Source organism: Pseudoalteromonas sp. S3776, from assembly GCF_005886915.1.
Classification (GTDB): domain Bacteria; phylum Pseudomonadota; class Gammaproteobacteria; order Enterobacterales; family Alteromonadaceae; genus Pseudoalteromonas.
Genome location: NZ_PNCU01000001.1, coordinates 53,812 through 73,007, shown reverse-complemented (window position 1 = coordinate 73,007; position 19,196 = coordinate 53,812). Strand labels below are relative to the sequence as shown.

Genomic DNA, 19,196 nt, shown 5'->3' with positions numbered 1-19,196 from the left:
ATAAAAGTTAACCTTAAATTTACCTTTTTGAACAATTACTCACCTACCTCGCAATTAATTTCACTTTTTTAGACTTTTTTATTCACTTAACGAATAATAACTATTACTATTCGCATACTTTAATAAATGCGAATTATTATCAACATGAAAAAATTCAAATACTCTCTTGTTACACTTGCGTGTTTAAACTCATCGTTAGCTGTTGCTGCAACAACAGCTGAAAAAGACATAGAACGCATTAGTGTTTACGAAAAGCAAAATCAAGTTGTAATGAGCTCAGGTCTTGCTACGAAGTCTGATATGTCGTTAATGGAAACACCGGCACCGGTTGTAATCATTGACCGTGAACTCATAGAGTCACAAGGTGTAGATAGCCTCCAAGAACTTGTACGTAACGTGAGTGGTTTAACTCAAGCTGGTAATAACTACGGTATAGGCGACAATTTAGTTATTCGTGGCCTTGATGCTAACTATACCTACGATGGCATGTACGGCGGTGCCGGCTTAGGAAATACATTCAACCCAACGCGTTCACTTACTAATGTTGAGTCGGTTGAAGTACTTAAAGGCCCGGCTACGGGTTTATATGGCATTGGTAGTGCAGGCGGTGTGATTAACCTAATTGAAAAAAAGCCAGAATTTGAAGAAAAACATAAAATTTCTGCTGAGCTTGGTCAATGGGATAGCTATTCACTTGCTTTTGATAGCACCAATGCAATTACTGATGACTTAGCCTACCGCGTAATGGCTAAAACGGCCTCAAGCGATGGCTTTCGTGATTTAAAAGAAGACAGAGACGAGCTGTATACCTCACTTAAGTATGTGCTTAGTGACAAGCAAGACATCATGCTCTCTGCCGCTTACATAAAAGATTCTATCGCGGTTGACTCTATCGGCCACCCTATTCGAATTTATAACGCAGAGACCGCCAATGGGCTAACTGCGGGTGAAGTAACCGGTGCCGATTTAGCAAATGATCCTTCAGGCAACGGTGTACAACTCACTGCGGCGCAACAGGAACAACTTGCTAATTCACTTTCAGCAACCGACGGACTTACACCATATGATTTTGGTACTAACGGTATCATTTCTCCAATGGCAGATGACAATGAAGGTGAAGAGCTTCGCTTTAAGCTAACGCATAATTACTTCATTACCGATGATTTATTTTTAAATCAACAACTACAATACCGTAATTACACATCAAGCTTTGCGCGTCAAACGGGTGCGTTTAACTACGTGTATTCAACACGTGATGGCATTATTAATAATGACCCACGTGCCCCATTAGTAGAAGACGGCGAATTATACCCATTTGCTGCTCGTCGCCAAGAATATCGCCAAGTAGAAGCTGATGAAAAATCTTGGCAGTACTTTTTAGATTTACGCTATGACTTTATGCTTGGTGACATTGATAACGAACTACTCGTTAATGCAAACTACGAAGACAGAGACATTCGCTTTAAGCAGTACTCTATTTACGATGCAGACAAAGTTATTTATGACAGCGAAGGCGAAGTACTTTACCAAGGCACATTACCGTATATTTATGATATGCGCTCGCCAAATTGGCCAACAGGTAACTTTGACGACTACGACCCACTTAAAACCAGTGACTATAATAAAAAAGTACAGGCATGGGGTTTAGGTATTCAACATGTAGGCTACATAACTGATGCGCTTACTACGCGTGTAGGTGTGGCGTATAATCGTATTAAGCAAACGTATGAGCACTTTGGCGTAGATGAGCGTTATAGCTCAAGCCGCGCTGAGCCAACGCCTGAAGCAAACACATCTGACAGTGGCTTAACGTATAACTTAGGCGCAACATATCAACCAACTGAAGACTTTTCGGTATTTATTAACCATGCTAAAGGACGCACTGCTTACAGTGTACTTGGTTCAGTAGCAGGCAATGAAGCCGACCGTGAAGATTCAGAGTCTATTAGTAACGATTTAGGCTTTAGATTTAAAGCATTTGATGATCAATTATTAGCATCACTTGTGATATTTGAAAGCGCACGTACTAATTTAGAATACGCTAACCCACTTTATGAAGCCGGTGTATCAGGCCCTGATGTAGTAGAAAGCTACTACGATGGCGAAGAACAAACTAAAGGTGTAGAGCTTGATTTAAATGCACATTTAAATGAGCAATGGAAAGTAAATATAAACGGTGTATACCAAGATGCACGCGATAAATCTAATCCAAATAGCAGCAGCTACGATACGCGTCAAAAAGGTGTGCCATATGTAACTGCTAGTACGTGGGTTACCTACTACGCAGATATGTTTAATTTACCAGAGGCTGTTAATATCAGTGGCGGTATTACATTTGTAGATAACAGAAGCACGAACTCAAGTTCATTTAGTATTCCTGATGGCTATGTACCAAGCTACACAGTTTACGATGCTGCGGTATCGTACACGACCGATAAATGGCATATGCAGCTTAATTTAAATAACTTGTTTAATAAAAAGTACTACTCTAAAGCCATGTTTTTAGGTGGCATGCCAGGCGAAGAGCGTAACGCTAAACTAAGCTTTAGCTACACACTTTAACCCATCTAGGCAATTAATTTACTCCTACTAAAATAAGTAGGAGTAAATTAAACTTATTCCCCATTTAGTGCTCTAAAAAGATACCTAGCTAAGCGTTGCTATAATTTATAAGCGTGCTAGCATTACTTTCTGAATTTACTGAAACTTAAAAAGCTATGAGTCTATCTGAAAAAAATTTAGCCTTTGTCATGCATTGTGGTGAGATGGGCAGCCGCTGGGGTTTCAATCGTACGATTGGTCAAATGTGTGGTTTGCTAATCATCACCAAAGAGCCAATGACCGCGAACGAAATTGCCGATGCATTAAGTATCTCTCGTGGTAATGTGAGTATGGGTATTAAAGAGCTGCAATCTTGGCAGTTAATAAAAGTACACCACATACCTGGCGATCGTAAAGAGTATTACGCCCCTGCGGGTGAAATTTGGGATATGGCAAACCGTGTATTTGAAGAGCGAAAAAAACGTGAAATAGACCCTACACTTAGTCTTCTTCGGGATAACTTACTCGATGAAGCCAGTAATGAAGAAGAGCTATACGCACAAAAGCAAATGAGTGAAATCCATAACTTGCTGGAAACAGTTACTAAGTGGTCGTCAGAATTACAACGTTTAAGCCCAGAGCAACTAAATAAGCTTATGAAACTAGGCTCTGGCATTGGCAAGGTAATCGATTTGAAAGACAAAATTTTTAAAAAAGATCATGATTAAACAAAAAAAGCCGCATCGCGGCTTTTTTTATTACATAGCAGCGTATAAGTTATATTTTTGGATAACCAATTCTATCTGATAAGTACCCCACGCTGGTGGCAAAGTAATACGAACGATTCCAGTGCATAAACACTTTGTAGTTATCATACGCTAAGTACATACGCCCATTAATATCGTCTGGCATTACCAGTGCGGCACGTACATCTACATTAGGTAAATCTGAACCATCGGCTCTGCGAACACCTAAAGCTTGCCACTCAGCTAACGAGCGCTCTGAGTCGTTCCAGTACTCTAACCATTGCTTGCGCGTTTTAGTGCCACGCTTAAGAACATATTGACTGTCAAAGTTTTCAGGTAGCTTTACTTGGCGACCCCAAGTAAGTGAGTCATTCCAGCCCTCTTGTTTTAAATAATTGGCAATTGATGCAAATGCATCCTCTTTGGTGGTCCAAATATCTTTTCGGCCGTCGTTGTTGTAATCAACTGCGTAGGCGTTAAATGAGGTAGGCATAAACTGCGTCTGCCCCATAGCCCCAGCCCAAGAGCCTTTAAATTTATCAAGCGTAATATGGCCTGATTTTAAAATATCTAATGCCGCCCAAAGCTGGCGCTTATAAAGTGCTTCACGTCGTCCGTCAAAGGCAAGCGTAACAAGTGATGAAATAACATTATGGCCACCTTGGATTGTGCCAAAGTTACTTTCAAGGCCCCATAATGCCACTATAAAGCGTGCTTGAACGCCATATTCTTTAGCTACTTGCTCTAGTACGTCTTTATTTTCTGCATAGAGCTTACGAGCACGATCAATTTTCCATTGTGGTACACGTTTTGGTAAGTAAGTTTCAAGGGTTTCTTTTACCTCAGGCTGGTTTTTATCAGCCGATACGACTTTTTCTTTGTAAGACGCAGTGGCAAATGCCTTGTCTATTAATTTGCTATCGTACCCTTTAGCAATGGCCTCTTGTTTTAAATCACTTAAATAAGTTTGAAATTCGGCCTGTGTTTTAGCGACTACAGAGCCACTTAAACACACTGAGCATAAAATTACGGCTAACTTTTTAATCACTATCAACTCCGTTTTCTTTTCGTAATTGGCTAAGTAAATTTTCTTGTGGCGGTGGAATTTGCAAATAGTAGCCTTTATCGGGATCGGCTAAAGCCTCTTTTACAGTTTCAAGGTCGGCACCGCCTAAATGATCTCGCTTTGCTAAGTTAATGATCATTACATAAATAGGTTGACCAAACATTGCCAGTAAAGGTTCAGGCACTTTACTAAAATCATCTCTTTTTTTAACAAATAAGAAGGTATCCGCTTTTTTCTTACTTTTATATACCGCAGTGAGCATAATGGCCCTATTTAATCTTGCTTAACATTGCCGCACACTATAACATGAGAGTAATAATAAGTTAGAAAAATTAGATTAGAAATTTCATTAAAGGCCTTATTCAGCCTACGTTTATCTAAAATTAATTTCTAATCAGACAAATCAATTGAGCGTGTATGTCGGAACAAATTTTTGAACTAAAAGGGAATCTTTTTACGTTATCAGTATTGCATCTTTATAGCACTGATATTGCCCTTTTAGCAGAACAGTTGTATGTAAAAATAGCCCAAGCTCCTCGTTTTTTTGAAGGAGCGCCTATTGTTGTTAATTTAGAAGAAATTAAAAACAGCTCACTTGATTTTGACCATTTAAAGTCTCTCATTGAGCGTATGAGCTTTAATGCAGTAGGTGTATGTAATGGCTCAGATGAGCAACACACCCAAGCTAAAGCCGCCGGCCTATCAGTACTTAATTACTCTCAAGATGCTAAAAGTGCCCCTGTTAAACAACAAGAGGCACCCAATACCTCTATTGTTGAAAAAAACGTATACCTGCCTGCGCAAGTAATTAATGGTACGGTGCGCTCAGGGCAACAAGTTTATGCAAAAGATAGAGACTTAATTGTACTCGGTGCGGTCAGCCATGGCGCAGAAGTAATAGCCGATGGAAATGTGCATATTTATGGCACCCTACGCGGGCGCGCTATTGCAGGTGCTAAAGGGACAAAAGACGCCTGCATTTATTGCCAAAAACTTGAAGCCGAATTAGTTTCAATTGATGGCAATTATTGGATCAGCGACTCATTACAAGGTGAGCACTGGGGCAATGCAGTACAAATACAACAAAAAAACGAATCATTAGAAATTTCAGCTTTGGTTAAAGGATAAATCTCATGGCAAAAGTAATTGTCGTTACCTCTGGTAAAGGCGGTGTTGGTAAAACAACATCAAGTGCTGCAATAGGCACCGGTTTAGCTTTAAAAGGCTATAAAACAGTTATTATCGATTTTGATATTGGTTTACGTAATCTAGATTTGATTATGGGGTGTGAGCGCCGCGTAGTTTATGATTTTGTAAACGTAATTAATGGCGAAGCCAATTTAAATCAGGCGCTTATTAAAGATAAACGCGTTGAAAAATTGTTTTTACTACCTGCATCACAAACACGTGATAAAGACGCCCTTACCCGTGAAGGCGTAGAGCGCGTATTAAACGAATTAAAAGAAGACTTTGACTACATTGTGTGTGACTCACCTGCAGGTATAGAAGCCGGTGCAATGATGGCGATGTACTTTGCTGATGAAGCAATTGTTACAACAAACCCGGAAGTGTCTTCTGTTCGAGATTCAGACAGAATTTTAGGTATTTTACACAGCAAGTCTAAACGTGCTGAAGAAGGCCTAGAAAATATTAAAGAGCACCTTTTATTAACACGCTACAACCCTGAGCGTGTTGAAAAAGGTGAAATGCTATCGGTAGAAGATGTTAAAGATATTCTATCGATTCCATTACTTGGTGTTATTCCTGAGTCGCAAGCGGTATTAAGTGCGTCTAACTCAGGGCAACCGGTGATACTTGATGGTGATTCAGATGCAGGGCAAGCTTACGCTGATGCAATTAATCGCTTATTAGGTGAAACAGTCGATTTTCGCTTCTTAGACGTTGAGAAGAAAGGCTTATTTAAACGGATTTTTGGAGGTTAATGTGTCTTTACTTGACTACTTCCGCTCAGAAAAGAAAAATAGCGCGTCATTAGCAAAAGAGCGATTGCAGATCATTGTCGCGCACGAACGTTCTCAACGCGGAACGCCGGATTACTTACCACAATTAAAACAAGATATTTTAGATGTGATCCGTAAATACGTGAACGTAAACACTGATGCAGTGCAGGTACAGTTTGATCAAAACGAAGATGATTTAGCGGTACTTGAGCTCAATGTGACATTGCCTGACGAAGAAAAAAAGTAGTACAGCAAAAAGCGGCATTTAAACTGCCGCTTTTTTCATTTTTAACTAAACCTTACGTTTATAGAAAGGTTAGTGAGCGCGTGTGTTTAGATTATTTAAGCTGATAATCGCTTTTGATCACTTATAAACAATGAATGTGGTAATATGTAGCCACTATTTCGTTATGTATTCGCAATTGCTATGTTTAATCCCCCGCCTTGTTTTACCTCGTTTTCTCAATCAATAGATAATATAGCTCTGCCAGAGAAATTTACGTTTCCATTTTATTATCAGCCCCACGAACTTAGCGTTTTGGCATCAAAGCAATTACAGCAGCAGCTGGCAACGCATCTACCGTATGATGAAAATAATCACCACAATGACGGAAAGATGTTTGGTGTACTAGTTGTACAAAACCCACAAAAACAAATTGGCTTTTTATCGGCTTATTCAGGGCAACTTGAAAATTTAAGTTCTGAGATAAAATGTGTACCTAATGTATCCACAATGGCATTGGAGGATGTGGGTTATTTGAAAGAAAGTAAAATAATTAACGAAATAAACACACAGATACATGCCCTTGAAAATGCCAGTACATTAAATAAATTATCGGCATCGTTAAGTCGAGATACAGAAAAATTTGAGCAGCAGTTACAAGCGCAACAAAGCGTAATGCAAGCCAACAGAAAAGCACGTAAAGAGGCGCGCAGTGCACTTGCGATTGAGCACAGCGATGCAATAACGCCTGAACAACAAGCAAGCTTGAATGAACTGGCAAAACAAAGCATAGAAGATAAAAAACACTATCAAAGCATAAAAGATCACTGGCGCGATAAAATAACTCAGCAACAGCAGACGCTTAATAGCCTTTACGATGAAATAAAACAGTTAAAAAAACGCCGTAAAGTTTTATCTAAAAACCTACAAAAACAGTTATTTGCCCAGTATCAATTTTTAAATGCCAATCATGAGATTAAAGATCTCAACGCTATATTTGCAGCTTTGCCAGAGCATACTCCGCCATCAGGTGCAGGCGATTGCGCAGCGCCCAAGCTATTACAATACGCTTATCTTAATAATTTAAAGCCGCTAGCCATGGCCGAATTTTGGTGGGGCGGCTCTCCAAAATCGGCGGTACGCCAACATAAAAACTATTACCCTTCTTGCTACAGTAAATGCCAACCTATTTTATCGCATATGTTAAAAGGCCTTAGCATAGAAGATAACCCACTACTCGTTAACCCTGCTGAAGGTAAAACGCTGCCCATAGTCTATCAAGACGATGATATTGTTATTGTAAATAAGCCAAGCGAATTTTTATCTGTACCTGGGATCAATATTGAAGATTCAGTGTATTTGCGTATTCAAACGCAATTTCCGCACGCTACAGGCCCGTTAATTGTACACAGACTAGATATGTCTACATCAGGTTTACTCGTTGTGGCCCTTAATAAACGCGCCCACAAAGCACTCCAAAAGCAATTTATTGCCCGCACCATTGATAAACGTTACATTGCATTAGTTGATGGTACAGTGCCACAAGACAGTGGCAAAATAGAACTACCATTACGACTTGATTTTGACGATAAGCCACGCCAACTTGTGTGTTATAAAAACGGCAAACCCGCACTTACTACATGGCAAGTGCTTGAACGTAAAAACAATATTACACGCCTACAGCTCTATCCTAAAACAGGGCGCACTCACCAACTTAGGGTACACTGCGCTCATCACTTAGGGCTGAATATGCCTATTATCGGTGACACACATTATGGTAAAAAAGCCAACAGGTTACATTTACATGCCGAGTATTTGGCGTTAGATCACCCTATTACCCATAAACGTTTAACATTTAGCGTAGCGCCCGATTTTTAATACCAATTCGCATAATTAAGTGATCTATTTTGAGGATGGAAAAACGTGTTGATAGCAAGGCAAAAAAATCGCTATTTAGTTGTTCTAAATGAGAATTTTTTAACGCAGATAGCGACACGTTTAGCCCCTAAAAATGATTAAATATTATTACGAATTGGTATAACATAGCCTGTTCGCTTAAGAAGTGGGTTTAATTGTCCCACTCTTTAAGCACATCTTTAACAAAACTGTAGCGCCAAGAATTAAGTAAATCAGGTTTAATATGATTTACCTTTTGGTCATTGGTGAGTTTCCAATTCCAGCTAATAAGCTGATTAATTTGCTTTTTAGAGGCCATTACATCCTCTGGTATGCCCTGCTCTTTCGCTATTTTAGTGATTTTTTGTTTAATGTCTTTAGCCACTTTTTTATAAGCCGGAAAATCGATTAAACGTTTAAGCACTGGTGGATGCTGATCAACTGGCAGGGCTTTGGCTTTTTCAATACACTTTAGAATTTCGACCCCTGAGCGATTTACTTCCATCGATTCAACACCCGGAATTTGTCTTAGCGTATTTAAGCTCGAAGGGCCACGCTTAGCAATTTCCGTCATGTTGTGCTCTTTAAGCACAAAGTTAAGCGCTAAATTTTTACGAATAGCTTTATTACGACGCCATACAGCTAATTCTTTCAATACCGCTAGCTCGTGCGGTTTTAGTTGCCATGCGTTTTTTATATCTTTATAAAGCAGCTCATCTGGGGTTTGAAAGGCGCGTTTATTTGCAATTAACTCGCTCTCATTTATTACAATATCAAATAACTCAGCTTTATTGATACGCTCAATTATTAGTTCAAAACAAGGCAATAAATGAAAGGTGTCAGCGGCTGCATAATCGAGCTGCTTTTTAGTTAATGGGCGCTGTAGCCAATTTGTACGTGATTCACTTTTGTCTATTTCTATGCCTAATAGCTCTTTTACCATTAGCGCAAAGCCCATACAATTACCTTCACCTAAAAGCTGAAGAGCAAATTGTGTATCAAATAATGGAGCAGGTACAAAGCCTGCATATTTTTGAAAAACCTCAATGTCTTCTGAAGGCGAATGCAACACTTTTAGTACGGATGGAACTTTTAATATTTGCCAAAATTCTAATAGCGATAGTTCTGCAAGTGGGTCTATAAGCGCGAGGTGCTCACCATCATATACTTGAATAAGTGCAACTTCAGGGTACAAAGTACGGCGACGCATAAACTCAGTGTCTATGGCTAAAATAGGCTTGTTTCTTATTTGTTCAACAAAGGTATTAAGTTGATTTTGTGTTTCGATCAATTGGTATTGCACTTAATCTCCTACAATAAAAAAGCCGGCTAATGCCGGCTCTTTTATAGTTTACTAATCTTTTAGGGCTCTTCTGAGAATTTTACCTACATTTGTTTTAGGTAACTCATCCCTAAACTCAACGAGTTTAGGCACCTTATAGTTAGTTAAATTATCACGACAGTGATTTATTATATCTTTTTCAGTTAAAGAAGGGTCTTTTTTAACAACAAAAACTTTAACTTGTTCACCACTTACATCGTGTGGAATGCCGATAGCGGCGACTTCAAGTACGCCATCATGCATAGCAACTACTTCTTCTATCTCATTGGGGAACACATTAAAGCCCGATACAATGATCATGTCTTTTTTGCGGTCAACAATGTAGAAGAAACCTTCGTCATCGTATGTGGCTATATCACCAGTGGCAAACCAGCCATCTTGCAAACATTCTGCGGTTGCATCTGGGCGATTATAGTAACCTAACATAACTTGAGGACCTTTAACCCATAGTTCACCGGGTTCACCTTTTGCTGCCTCTTCACCGTTTTCAAGCATTAACTTAATTTCAGTATTAGGAGCAGGTAAACCAATTGAGCCATTGTAACCTTCTAAATCATAAGGGCTTACTGTCACAAGTGGTGCACACTCGGTTAAACCATAACCTTCCATTAATTTAGAATTAGTCACTTTTTGCCATTTTTCGGCTACGGGACGTTGTACCGCCATGCCACCGCCTAATGACATTTTTAAATGACTAAAATCAAGCTCTGCAAACCCTGGTGTATTAAGCAGCCCATTAAATAGGGTATTTACACCGGTAATAGCGGTAAAATTATGCTGATTAAGCTCTTTAACAAACGCTGGCATGTCACGTGGGTTTGTAATTAATACATTTAAACCGCCGTATTTCATAAACGTTAAGCAGTTAGCCGTTAACGCAAATATATGATAAAGCGGTAATGCAGTAACAACCACTTCAGTACCACGGTCTAATACTTTATCTAAACAGCCCGATACTTGCTCAAGGTTACCAACCATGTTGCCATGACTTAACATTGCCCCTTTAGATACGCCGGTGGTACCACCTGTGTATTGTAAAAAGGCTAGATCAGATAAGTTCATTTCTGGACGCGTATATTTTGCGGGGTCACCGGCTAACACATCTGAAAACTTAATTGTATTTGGCAGGTTATAGCTAGGTACCATTTTTTTTATGTATTTAACCACAAAATTAACGATATGCTTTTTAATACCACCGACCATGTCGCCCACTTGGGTAACCACAATGTGTTTTACATCTGTTTTAGCAAGGGCTTTCTCAAGCGTGTCTGCAAAATTAGCCAGTATAAAAATAGCTGACGCGTCAGAGTCTTTTAGTTGATGCTCAAGCTCTCGTACTGTGTAAAGGGGGTTTACGTTAACCACCACACACCCTGCACGTAAAATACCTAAAATAGCAATAGGCGTTTGTAACAAGTTAGGCATCATTACGGCAACTTTGTCACCTTTTTTAAGACCTAAATCATTTTGAATATACGAGGCAACACGCTGTGTCGCTGTATCTATTTCATCATACGATAATGTTTTACCCATATTCGTAAATGCAGGTAAATCTTTGTAATCGGTAAAACTTTTTTCAAACACTTCGAGTAACGAGTTGTAATGCTCAGGATCGATTGTTTCAGGCATACCTTCTGGGTAGCGCTTAAGCCAGATTTTTTCCACTCTTAGCCCCTGTTTATAATTATATTTTTATTAACCTTAATCTAAGTAAGGCACTTTAACAATTGAGCAAATACTCTAATGCAGGAATAATCCCACATTTGGCGCTAATTTACAATTAACATGCACCATTTTGCAGCATAAAGGCTTGAATATGCTCAAAACATAACCCACTGCTTTGCATATGGCAATGATGCCCGCCATCTACATTAATTACCTTCAAGTTGTTGTAATAGCTAATATACTTGGCCAAATTTTGTTTTACAAATGAATAACCTTGGTTACCTAAAATTAATTGGCTTGGTGCTTTTAATTGCTTTATTGCACCAATACATTGCGCTTCATTAAACCTAAAACCTGAGTGATTTTTAAGCTTAGGGTCTGTTGTTAACTCATACCCTAGTTCACTTTTCTTAATATTACGACTCATCAACAATGAGATAAGTTCGTTATTTAAATCTGTTGTACTTGCTCGCGCTTCGATAATTGCGGATTCGGATTTATAAATGCGCCGCTTTTTATTGTTAACACGCTCTCTATTGAGTATCGCCCCTTTTAATTGCTGACAAACCTCGTCAGATGGAGTCGTAACACAACCAATCCCCTCAATAAAGGTAACCGAATACACGTATTCACTAAAACAGCTAGCAAATAAACCTGCAACCATTGCCCCCATTGAGTGGCCGACTAAGTGCACCTTCGTTGCTCCTAAGGCCTTTATAATTTGGTACACATCATCAATATAATCAACAAAATAATAATGCGCATCACTGCTTTTCCAATCAGATAATCCATGCCCTGCAAAGTCAATACAATACCAAGTATGCTGCGGATTAACCTTATCAAGCATAGGTGTGAAAGTATTACTGTTATCTAGCCAGCCATGCATAGCAATAACTAGCTCATCACCACGGCCCCTTTGTAAACCACGTAAGGTTATATTTCTTGTTTTTATTTCAAATGGCTGCAAAAGACACCTCTTTTTACGTGCGACATTATTTATAACATACTAGTTGTCAGACCTCTAATACGAAAATATTTTGTATTTTTTGTATTTATAAAGACTCATCTACCATAAAGCTTTATTACCCTTTTAATAATTACATTTATTATCAATTGGTTATCACCCCCACCGTTATGCCGACTAAATTAAATCTCATGCAATGAGCACGAATTCTTTTCGTCTTTGTAATGCGCATCACTATATTCGCTTCTTTATAATTAACATACATAAAAAAAATGGCTGTATTATTTTAATGACAGTTAATCAGCCTGAATTGTACACTGCGCTTTTTATTCTTACTTCAATTCATTATTATACAAGCGCATGTTGAATTTTACGGGTTGAACTTGTTTAACCTTGGGTCAGTTTATTCACGCTGAGAGTTTAATTACCAACCTGACTAAAATACCTAGCGATAAACCTTAGTCGCCTTTGATAAAATCGTTTATGCAGCGCATGTTTAGTGATTTTGCTGCAAATTCAACACGCCCTAACCATATACAATTGTGGTGCTGTTTTAAAAGCACATTCATAGGGATAAAAATGAAAAACCAACTTAGCTTATTAGCGCTTTTATGTGCATCTAGCAGTGTTTATGCAAGCGATGCACCTAAAAATGTAATTTATATGATTGGTGACGGAATGGGTCCTGCCTATACAACCGCTTATCGTTATTTTAAAGATGATCCAACCACCAAGCAGATTGAAACGACCGTATTTGATACTATTTTAACAGGCATGGCGCGTACTTACCCTGACGATCATACATATGTTACCGACAGCGCTGCAGGTGCAACGGCTCTGAGCAGTGGTCATAAAAGTTATAATGGCGCTATTGCTGTCGACACTGACAAAAAGCCTGTAAAAACCATGTTAGAAATAGCAAAAGAGCGCGGTATGACAACAGCGTTAGTGGCTACCTCGCAAATTAATCATGCCACGCCAGCCAGTTTTGCTACTCATAATGAATCACGTCGTAATTACGATGCGATTGCAAATGAGTACATAGATAACAAAATTGCCGGAAAACTGCCTGTTGATTTAATGTTAGGTGGCGGTACGAAGTACTTTATTAGAGAAGACCGTAACCTAGTAGATGAATTTAAAGCTGCGGGCTATCAATACAACGACGATATAAAAAATCTTGGCCAAATTACGCAAATACCTGCACTTGGCTTGTACGCTCCAATTGGCTTGCCCTATGCGCTTGATGCTAACTCAAATCACTTAACACAGCTCACAGCTAAAGCATTTGATTTACTCGATGGACAAAATAAAGACGGCTTTTTTGTCATGATTGAAGGCAGCCAAATAGACTGGTGCGGTCATGCAAACGATGTAGCCTGTGCCATGGCCGAAATGGATGACTTTGCACAGTCGATTGAAAAAGCAAAAGCCTATATTGATAAAAACCCTGATACTTTATTAGTGGTTACTGCAGATCATTCAACTGGTGGGTTAACCCTCGGTGCGCACGGACAATATAAGTGGGATACAGACGTTATTAAAGGGGTAAAAGCAACAGCTGGCGAGCTGACCAAGCAATTACTCGCTGCCGATAACCTTGAGCCTATTTGGCGCGCCAACACAAATATTGAATACACGCCGGCTAATAAGGTAAAACTTGAACAAGCGAAAAAAATGGGCGAAACAGCGCTTAATTTAGCCATTAAAAGTATTATTAGCGACGCCAGCTTTACTGGCTGGACAACAGGCGGGCACACCGCTGTAGATGTACAAGTATTTGCTTACGGTAAAGGCAGTCAGCACTTTAGTGGTGCTCAAAATAATACCGATATTGCTGATAAACTAATTGGCTTTATTAAACAGTAGCCATCAGCAAACATAAAAAAGCCCGAACCTGTGTTCGGGCTTTTTATTTTTTACTATTACTGGGCTAAGCGTAAATATCAACGCCAATTAAATCTTGTACTTCTGCTCTGCGCTCTAAGTTTGCAAATTCAGTATACGTAGAAATCGCTTTGCTCACTGTTGGGCTTGGTTGGTCATAAATAGTTTGGCTGTACTTTGCATTAGTAGTATTTTGACTAAAGTATTGATTAGCAAGCTCTACACCCGCTTTACTACTTTTTACATAATCCGTATTTGTTTTATTACTGGCGCTATCGTCCGCTAAACCTTGTGGTTTAGAGGGTATAATTTTTGTAGAGGTAACCTTTGCAGGGATATCACCCGTAAAAAAACCAGCGCCAATTGGCAAAGTCATAAATAACTTCCAACAATAAACAGTTTAAAAATTATGATTTAAAAACATTCAATATGCAACTTTTGAGCTTATTCACGACCCGGTAGCTTTTTCCATGTTACTGTATCGCGCACATATTTAGGTTGTGCATCACTTGCTTTTACAACGTCTCCGGCTAAAAAGGCCGTGTCTACATGGTTAAGCATATAGCGAGCATCTGGCAATGTAATATCTGTATTTATGGTTATATTGCTCATGCTTTTAAGTGCATCAGGGTAGCTTTTAAAACCCGTGCCTACAGCAATCGCGTGTTGCTCTTCACAACTTATGTGTTCTTCGCTTAATAGTTCAGGTTTTATAACGCACTCTTCATTGACCAATTGCATATGGGCGTTATTTACTTGGTATTGCGCAAAATAAATTTCCCCCATGCGTGCATCTATTGCAGAGTACACTACTGATGCCTGCATTTGTTCGTACGCTTGTTGGGCCATAATGGCCAAGGTAGATATACCCACTAATGGTAAGTTGGCCGAATAAGCTAATCCTTGTGCAATTGCAACACTAATGCGTACTCCGGTAAAACTCCCTGGCCCTTGGCCAAAACCAATAACGTCTAAATCTTTTAATTTACACTGTGCTTTATTAAGAAGCTCATCAACTAAAGGGAGTATTTTTTGACTATGTTGCTGCGGGCATTCTTCAAAATGATGAAATGTTTGGCCCTTGAAGTGTAAAACTATAGATAACGCTTCTGTAGAGGCGTCTAGGGCAAGAATATTACTTTTAATCATTTTAGTACTCTAGTTAATGTGTTTTAAAAATGTGTTTGCATCTTCTAAGCTTCGCGTGCGGCGCATCGGCGGTAAGCTTTTTAAAAATACTTGGCCATATTGGCGTGTTACTAAACGATTGTCGCAAATAACCAGCACGCCTTTGTCTTTATTATCTCGTATCAAACGCCCTACCCCCTGTTTAAGCGCAATAACTGCTTGCGGCAACTGTATATGCGCAAAGGGGTCTTTACCTTGCATTTGGCAATCTTGCATTTTGGCTTGCAGTAATGGGTCATCCGGTGCTGCAAAAGGTAACTTGTCAATAATAACACAGCTTAGCGTGCTACCACGTACATCAACGCCTTCCCAAAAAGAGGCTGTGCCTAATAATACAGCATTACCATGGCGCGTAAATTTTTCGAGTATTATACGCTTAGACATTTGCCCTTGCATATAAACTGGGTAGTCCATTTGTGTGGTTAATCCCTCAGCCACCAAATGCATCATCCGATAACTTGTAAACAGCACAAAACAACGCCCTTTTGCCGATTTTATTAACTCTAGAGTTAATTTTATAATTGCATGAGGCATGTTATCTGCGTGCGATTCTGGCAAATATCGGGGTAAGCATAAAAGCGCCTGATTAGGGTAATCAAAGGGGCTGTCAACCATCATACTCTTTGCAGGGGTAATACCTAAGCTTGCGTTAAAGTGATCGAGCTTATTATCAACCGATAGCGTGGCTGAGGTAAAAACAAACCCGGCGCCAGTGTCTTTCATCATTTGAGCAAATTTAGCAGAGACATTGAGCGGCGTAATATTAACCGTTAAATAACGCCTTGTGGTTTCGTACCAATAACTAAATCCGGTTTGAGCGGTATCAAAAACACGCTCCAACTGGCCTTTAAACGCTAATGTACGTTCAAACGGGTGCTCTATTTTATCGCTTCGCTCTAGGCAGAGTTTTAATACTTGATAAACAAAGTCTAAATCGCTAATTACTCGGTGCAGCGCCGCACAAATCAGTTTGTCGCTGAGTTTTTCACGCCAATCTCCTCGGCTACCATCTACACCAAACTGTAAACGTAAATCAGCCACACTGGTTTCAAGCTTATTTAGGCTTTTTCCTAGTTGCAGCATATCGGGAATTTCTGCACGGTAAATTGCACGCAAATCGTTAATTAAATCCACCAGCTTTTTAGTACTAATGCTTTCCCCAAAGTAGTCACTGGCAATTTCACTAAGCTGGTGTGCTTCATCAAAAATATAAGCGTCGGCTGTGGGCATCAGCTCAGCAAAACCAGAGTCTTTTACTGCCATATCAGCAAAAAATAAATGATGATTTATAACAACTACATCCGCTTCAGCTGCATTTAGGCGCGCTTTACGTATGTAACACGATTGAAAGTCAGGGCACTCTTTACCTAAACAGTTATCGGCTGTCGAATTAACGTAGGGCAGTACTTTTGCATCTTCTTCAATACCAATACAATCAGCTAAATCACCCGAGAGTGTCTCACTTGCAAATTTAGCAACCATTGCAAGCTGATGCATAACATCAGGATCGTCAGTAGGTACATGGGCCACATGTTGGTTAAGCCTATAAGTACATAAGTAATTTGCGCGCCCTTTTAACAGTGCGGTTTTTTTAGATGCGTTAAGTGCTTTTACTAGTTGCGGTAAATCGCGGTGATATAACTGCTCTTGCAAGGCCTTAGAGCCTGTTGAGATAATCGTTTTGCCCTTAGATTTAAGTGCAGGTGCTAAATAAGCAAACGTTTTACCTGTACCCGTTCCCGCCTCAACCACTAACTGCGTGCTATTTTTTAATGCATCGTTAACGGCAACGGCCATATCAATTTGAGGTTGGCGAGGCGTGTATCCCTCTAAAGATAACGCTAACGGCCCGGTTGCACTAAACAGCTGTTTGATAATACCAGTCACTTTACAAAAAATAATAGCGCGATTTTACGTAAGCTATACATCAAGGGCAAGTATTAGCTGATGTTTAAAATTAGAGAAAGGGCTTATGCCATAAAACAAAGTTAGTATTACTTTTAAATATTAATGCCTAGCAGTTAAAAGGCTCAACCTATAAAACATTTATTATAAATAACTTTTATAAGCCAACTCGTATAATAATACTCAAAACCAAAATAAAACCAAATATTAAATAGCAAGTTACAATAAATAACACGAGTAACTTTACATCAACCAAATGTCTCTTAAAGACATAATAAACCCTAAAAATACACCATAAACACTGTGACAGTTGATCGTCACAAGAGTACCATACGCGGGTTTAAAATTTCCTTTTTTTCTATCGTAAATAAATAGTAAGGTTAGCCAATGAATGCTTGGTATCTCATTTGTTTTCTCTCTGCCATTGCAATTTTTATTGCTTTTGCAAACCAATATATCCTCAAAATGCAAACTACTATTGCCATTACAACTGGCTCAGTCGTTATTTCATTATTATTGATTTTTGCCGTTAAATTATTAGGCGATCAAAATGCGTTGGCCATGACCCAAATCGTCTCTAGCATTAATTTTAATGAATTATTACTCAAAGGTATGCTCGGATTTTTACTTTATGCTGGCGCACTGGAAATTAATCTTATGGCGCTTCGTAAGCAGCGCTGGGAAATAACCGCATTAGTGCTATTTTCTACTATTGCTTCAACTTTTATAGTGGGCTATTTAAGTTTTTATCTGTTCGCCTTATTTGGCTTTGATGTACCGTTTATATACTGTTTATTGTTTGGTGCACTTATTAGCCCAACAGATCCCATTGCCGTATTGGCTATTATTAAACAAATGCGCGCACCAGAGGGCATATCGGTGCAAGTTGAAGGCGAGTCTTTATTTAACGACGGTATTGGTCTGGTAATATTTACAACTATTTTCTCGGTTGCTTTTTATGGTACGGATGCACAATTTGGCGATATAGCAGAGCTCTTTTTTGTAGATGCTCTAGGTGGTATAGCCTTTGGTTTAGCTATTGCTTTAGTGGGTCACTTTTTAATTATTAACAGTCGCGATGTAAATATTCGTTTATTGATAACGTTAACTATTCCTACTGCAGGTTTTGCTGCTGCAAATATTTGGGAAATTTCGGGTGCACTTGCTATGGTAACAAGCGGCATATTGATGGGTAATATTACCCGCACTAAAGCAACAGAGCGCACAGGCCCAGAAGATACACGTTACGTAAAAGATTTTTGGCATGCAACCGACAGCTTTCTAAACGCACTTTTATTTTTAATAATTGGCATGTTAATAGTAACAATGCCAATCACGCTTGGTGAAATTGGTTTAGGTTTATTAATGGTGCCTGCTGTATTACTTGCACGCTTTATAAGTGTCGGAACCCCATTTATATTTTTCAAACGATTTAGAACCTACGATAAACACAGCGTAAAAATACTGACGTGGGGCGGCCTTCGTGGAGGGTTAGCACTTGCAATGGCAGCGGCAATTCCTCGCGAACAAGTGTTTATTGGTGGCTCAGACTTACATAACCTACTTGTTATTGTTACCTACGTTGTCGTTATATTCTCTATTATTGTGCAAGGTTTAACTATTTCACCGCTTATTCAAAGTAGTATTAAATCGGCTGAACAAACTAAATAACATTAATTTTAAACACAGCGAATAAAGCTTTTGTACCTTTATTCGCTGTTATTTAAGTGTTGCAAAAGCGCTTAAAACTTTTACTAATTGTTATACTTTTAGCCAATAGCCTCGCTTTAGTTTAATCCGCTTGAAATGCAA

Annotated in this window: 16 protein-coding genes; 8 read left to right on the top strand and 8 right to left on the bottom strand. The window is 39.1% G+C overall.

Annotation, left to right across the window (positions count from 1 at the left end; genetic code table 11):
• Positions 1–144 precede the first annotated feature (144 nt).
• Both CWC16_RS00335 and CWC16_RS00330 read left to right on the top strand, forming a co-directional pair.
• Complete coding sequence (locus CWC16_RS00335) at positions 145–2,562, top strand: TonB-dependent receptor (protein ID WP_138540030.1); 2,418 nt, start codon at positions 145–147, stop codon at positions 2,560–2,562.
• 155 nt (positions 2,563–2,717) lie between these two features.
• On the top strand, positions 2,718–3,269 hold the full coding sequence (locus CWC16_RS00330) for a GbsR/MarR family transcriptional regulator (RefSeq protein WP_055017090.1): 552 nt from the start codon (positions 2,718–2,720) through the stop codon (positions 3,267–3,269).
• A 49-nt stretch (positions 3,270–3,318) separates the two neighbouring features.
• Here CWC16_RS00330 and CWC16_RS00325 read toward each other — a convergent pair whose 3' ends face one another.
• Both CWC16_RS00325 and CWC16_RS00320 read right to left on the bottom strand, forming a co-directional pair.
• Complete coding sequence (locus tag CWC16_RS00325) at positions 3,319–4,335, bottom strand: lytic murein transglycosylase (RefSeq protein WP_138540029.1); 1,017 nt, start codon at positions 4,333–4,335, stop codon at positions 3,319–3,321.
• Positions 4,328–4,615: a YcgL domain-containing protein gene (locus tag CWC16_RS00320; RefSeq protein WP_138540028.1), complete on the bottom strand. Its 288-nt coding sequence runs from the start codon at positions 4,613–4,615 to the stop codon at positions 4,328–4,330. The genes CWC16_RS00325 and CWC16_RS00320 overlap by 8 nt, the downstream gene beginning before the upstream one ends.
• A 155-nt stretch (positions 4,616–4,770) precedes the next feature.
• Between CWC16_RS00320 and minC the strand changes: the two genes are divergently transcribed.
• From minC to CWC16_RS00300, 4 genes are all read left to right on the top strand, one after another.
• A complete protein-coding gene (minC, locus tag CWC16_RS00315; protein ID WP_138540027.1) occupies positions 4,771–5,481 on the top strand; it encodes a septum site-determining protein MinC in 711 nt (236 codons plus the stop codon).
• 5 nt (positions 5,482–5,486) lie between these two features.
• On the top strand, positions 5,487–6,296 hold the full coding sequence (gene minD / locus CWC16_RS00310; protein ID WP_024031716.1) for a septum site-determining protein MinD: 810 nt from the start codon (positions 5,487–5,489) through the stop codon (positions 6,294–6,296).
• 1 nt (position 6,297) lies between these two features.
• Positions 6,298–6,561 (top strand): cell division topological specificity factor MinE, encoded by a 264-nt coding sequence (minE, locus tag CWC16_RS00305; protein ID WP_004586362.1) that lies wholly within the window; start codon positions 6,298–6,300, stop codon positions 6,559–6,561.
• A gap of 180 nt (positions 6,562–6,741) precedes the next feature.
• The gene (locus tag CWC16_RS00300; RefSeq protein ID WP_138540026.1) at positions 6,742–8,415 is read left to right on the top strand and encodes an RluA family pseudouridine synthase; all 1,674 of its coding nucleotides are present in this window, start codon (positions 6,742–6,744) and stop codon (positions 8,413–8,415) included.
• Positions 8,416–8,605: 190 nt separating this feature from the next.
• Here CWC16_RS00300 and rnd read toward each other — a convergent pair whose 3' ends face one another.
• The 3 genes from rnd to CWC16_RS00280 form a co-directional block, all read right to left on the bottom strand.
• Positions 8,606–9,736, bottom strand: coding sequence for a ribonuclease D (rnd, locus tag CWC16_RS00290; RefSeq protein WP_138540025.1), 1,131 nt, complete (start codon positions 9,734–9,736; stop codon positions 8,606–8,608).
• 51 nt (positions 9,737–9,787) lie between these two features.
• Positions 9,788–11,440, bottom strand: a complete 1,653-nt coding sequence (fadD, locus tag CWC16_RS00285; protein ID WP_138540024.1) for a long-chain-fatty-acid--CoA ligase FadD — start codon at positions 11,438–11,440, stop codon at positions 9,788–9,790.
• Positions 11,441–11,555: 115 nt separating this feature from the next.
• Positions 11,556–12,407, bottom strand: a complete 852-nt coding sequence (locus CWC16_RS00280) for an alpha/beta hydrolase (RefSeq protein WP_138540023.1) — start codon at positions 12,405–12,407, stop codon at positions 11,556–11,558.
• A gap of 576 nt (positions 12,408–12,983) precedes the next feature.
• Between CWC16_RS00280 and CWC16_RS00275 the strand changes: the two genes are divergently transcribed.
• Complete coding sequence (locus CWC16_RS00275; protein WP_138540022.1) at positions 12,984–14,273, top strand: alkaline phosphatase; 1,290 nt, start codon at positions 12,984–12,986, stop codon at positions 14,271–14,273.
• Positions 14,274–14,337: 64 nt separating this feature from the next.
• Here the strand turns inward: CWC16_RS00275 and CWC16_RS00270 are convergent, their stop codons facing one another.
• The 3 genes from CWC16_RS00270 to yoaA form a co-directional block, all read right to left on the bottom strand.
• Entirely contained in the window at positions 14,338–14,667 is a 330-nt protein-coding gene (locus CWC16_RS00270; RefSeq protein ID WP_055013638.1) for a hypothetical protein, read from the bottom strand.
• A 68-nt stretch (positions 14,668–14,735) separates the two neighbouring features.
• Positions 14,736–15,440: a tRNA (adenosine(37)-N6)-threonylcarbamoyltransferase complex dimerization subunit type 1 TsaB gene (gene tsaB / locus CWC16_RS00265; RefSeq protein WP_138540021.1), complete on the bottom strand. Its 705-nt coding sequence runs from the start codon at positions 15,438–15,440 to the stop codon at positions 14,736–14,738.
• Positions 15,441–15,449: 9 nt separating this feature from the next.
• Positions 15,450–17,366 (bottom strand): DNA repair helicase YoaA, encoded by a 1,917-nt coding sequence (gene yoaA, locus CWC16_RS00260; protein ID WP_138540020.1) that lies wholly within the window; start codon positions 17,364–17,366, stop codon positions 15,450–15,452.
• A 405-nt stretch (positions 17,367–17,771) separates the two neighbouring features.
• On the opposite strand from yoaA, the gene CWC16_RS00255 reads away from it, so the two are divergent.
• On the top strand, positions 17,772–19,055 hold the full coding sequence (locus tag CWC16_RS00255; RefSeq protein ID WP_138540019.1) for a cation:proton antiporter: 1,284 nt from the start codon (positions 17,772–17,774) through the stop codon (positions 19,053–19,055).
• The last annotated feature ends 141 nt before the right edge of the window (positions 19,056–19,196 follow it).

Bases quoted from the DNA above. Each gene is read 5' to 3' on its own strand.
- CWC16_RS00335 (WP_138540030.1), top strand. From the start codon at position 145: ATGAAAAAATTCAAATACTCTCTTGTTACACTTGCGTGTTTAAACTCA.
- CWC16_RS00330 (WP_055017090.1), top strand. From the start codon at position 2,718: ATGAGTCTATCTGAAAAAAATTTAGCCTTTGTCATGCATTGTGGTGAG.
- CWC16_RS00320 (WP_138540028.1), bottom strand. From the start codon at position 4,615: ATGCTCACTGCGGTATATAAAAGTAAGAAAAAAGCGGATACCTTCTTA.
- minC (WP_138540027.1), top strand. From the start codon at position 4,771: ATGTCGGAACAAATTTTTGAACTAAAAGGGAATCTTTTTACGTTATCA.
- minD (WP_024031716.1), top strand. From the start codon at position 5,487: ATGGCAAAAGTAATTGTCGTTACCTCTGGTAAAGGCGGTGTTGGTAAA.
- CWC16_RS00300 (WP_138540026.1), top strand. From the start codon at position 6,742: ATGTTTAATCCCCCGCCTTGTTTTACCTCGTTTTCTCAATCAATAGAT.
- CWC16_RS00275 (WP_138540022.1), top strand. From the start codon at position 12,984: ATGAAAAACCAACTTAGCTTATTAGCGCTTTTATGTGCATCTAGCAGT.
- CWC16_RS00270 (WP_055013638.1), bottom strand. From the start codon at position 14,667: ATGACTTTGCCAATTGGCGCTGGTTTTTTTACGGGTGATATCCCTGCA.
- tsaB (WP_138540021.1), bottom strand. From the start codon at position 15,440: ATGATTAAAAGTAATATTCTTGCCCTAGACGCCTCTACAGAAGCGTTA.
- CWC16_RS00255 (WP_138540019.1), top strand. From the start codon at position 17,772: ATGAATGCTTGGTATCTCATTTGTTTTCTCTCTGCCATTGCAATTTTT.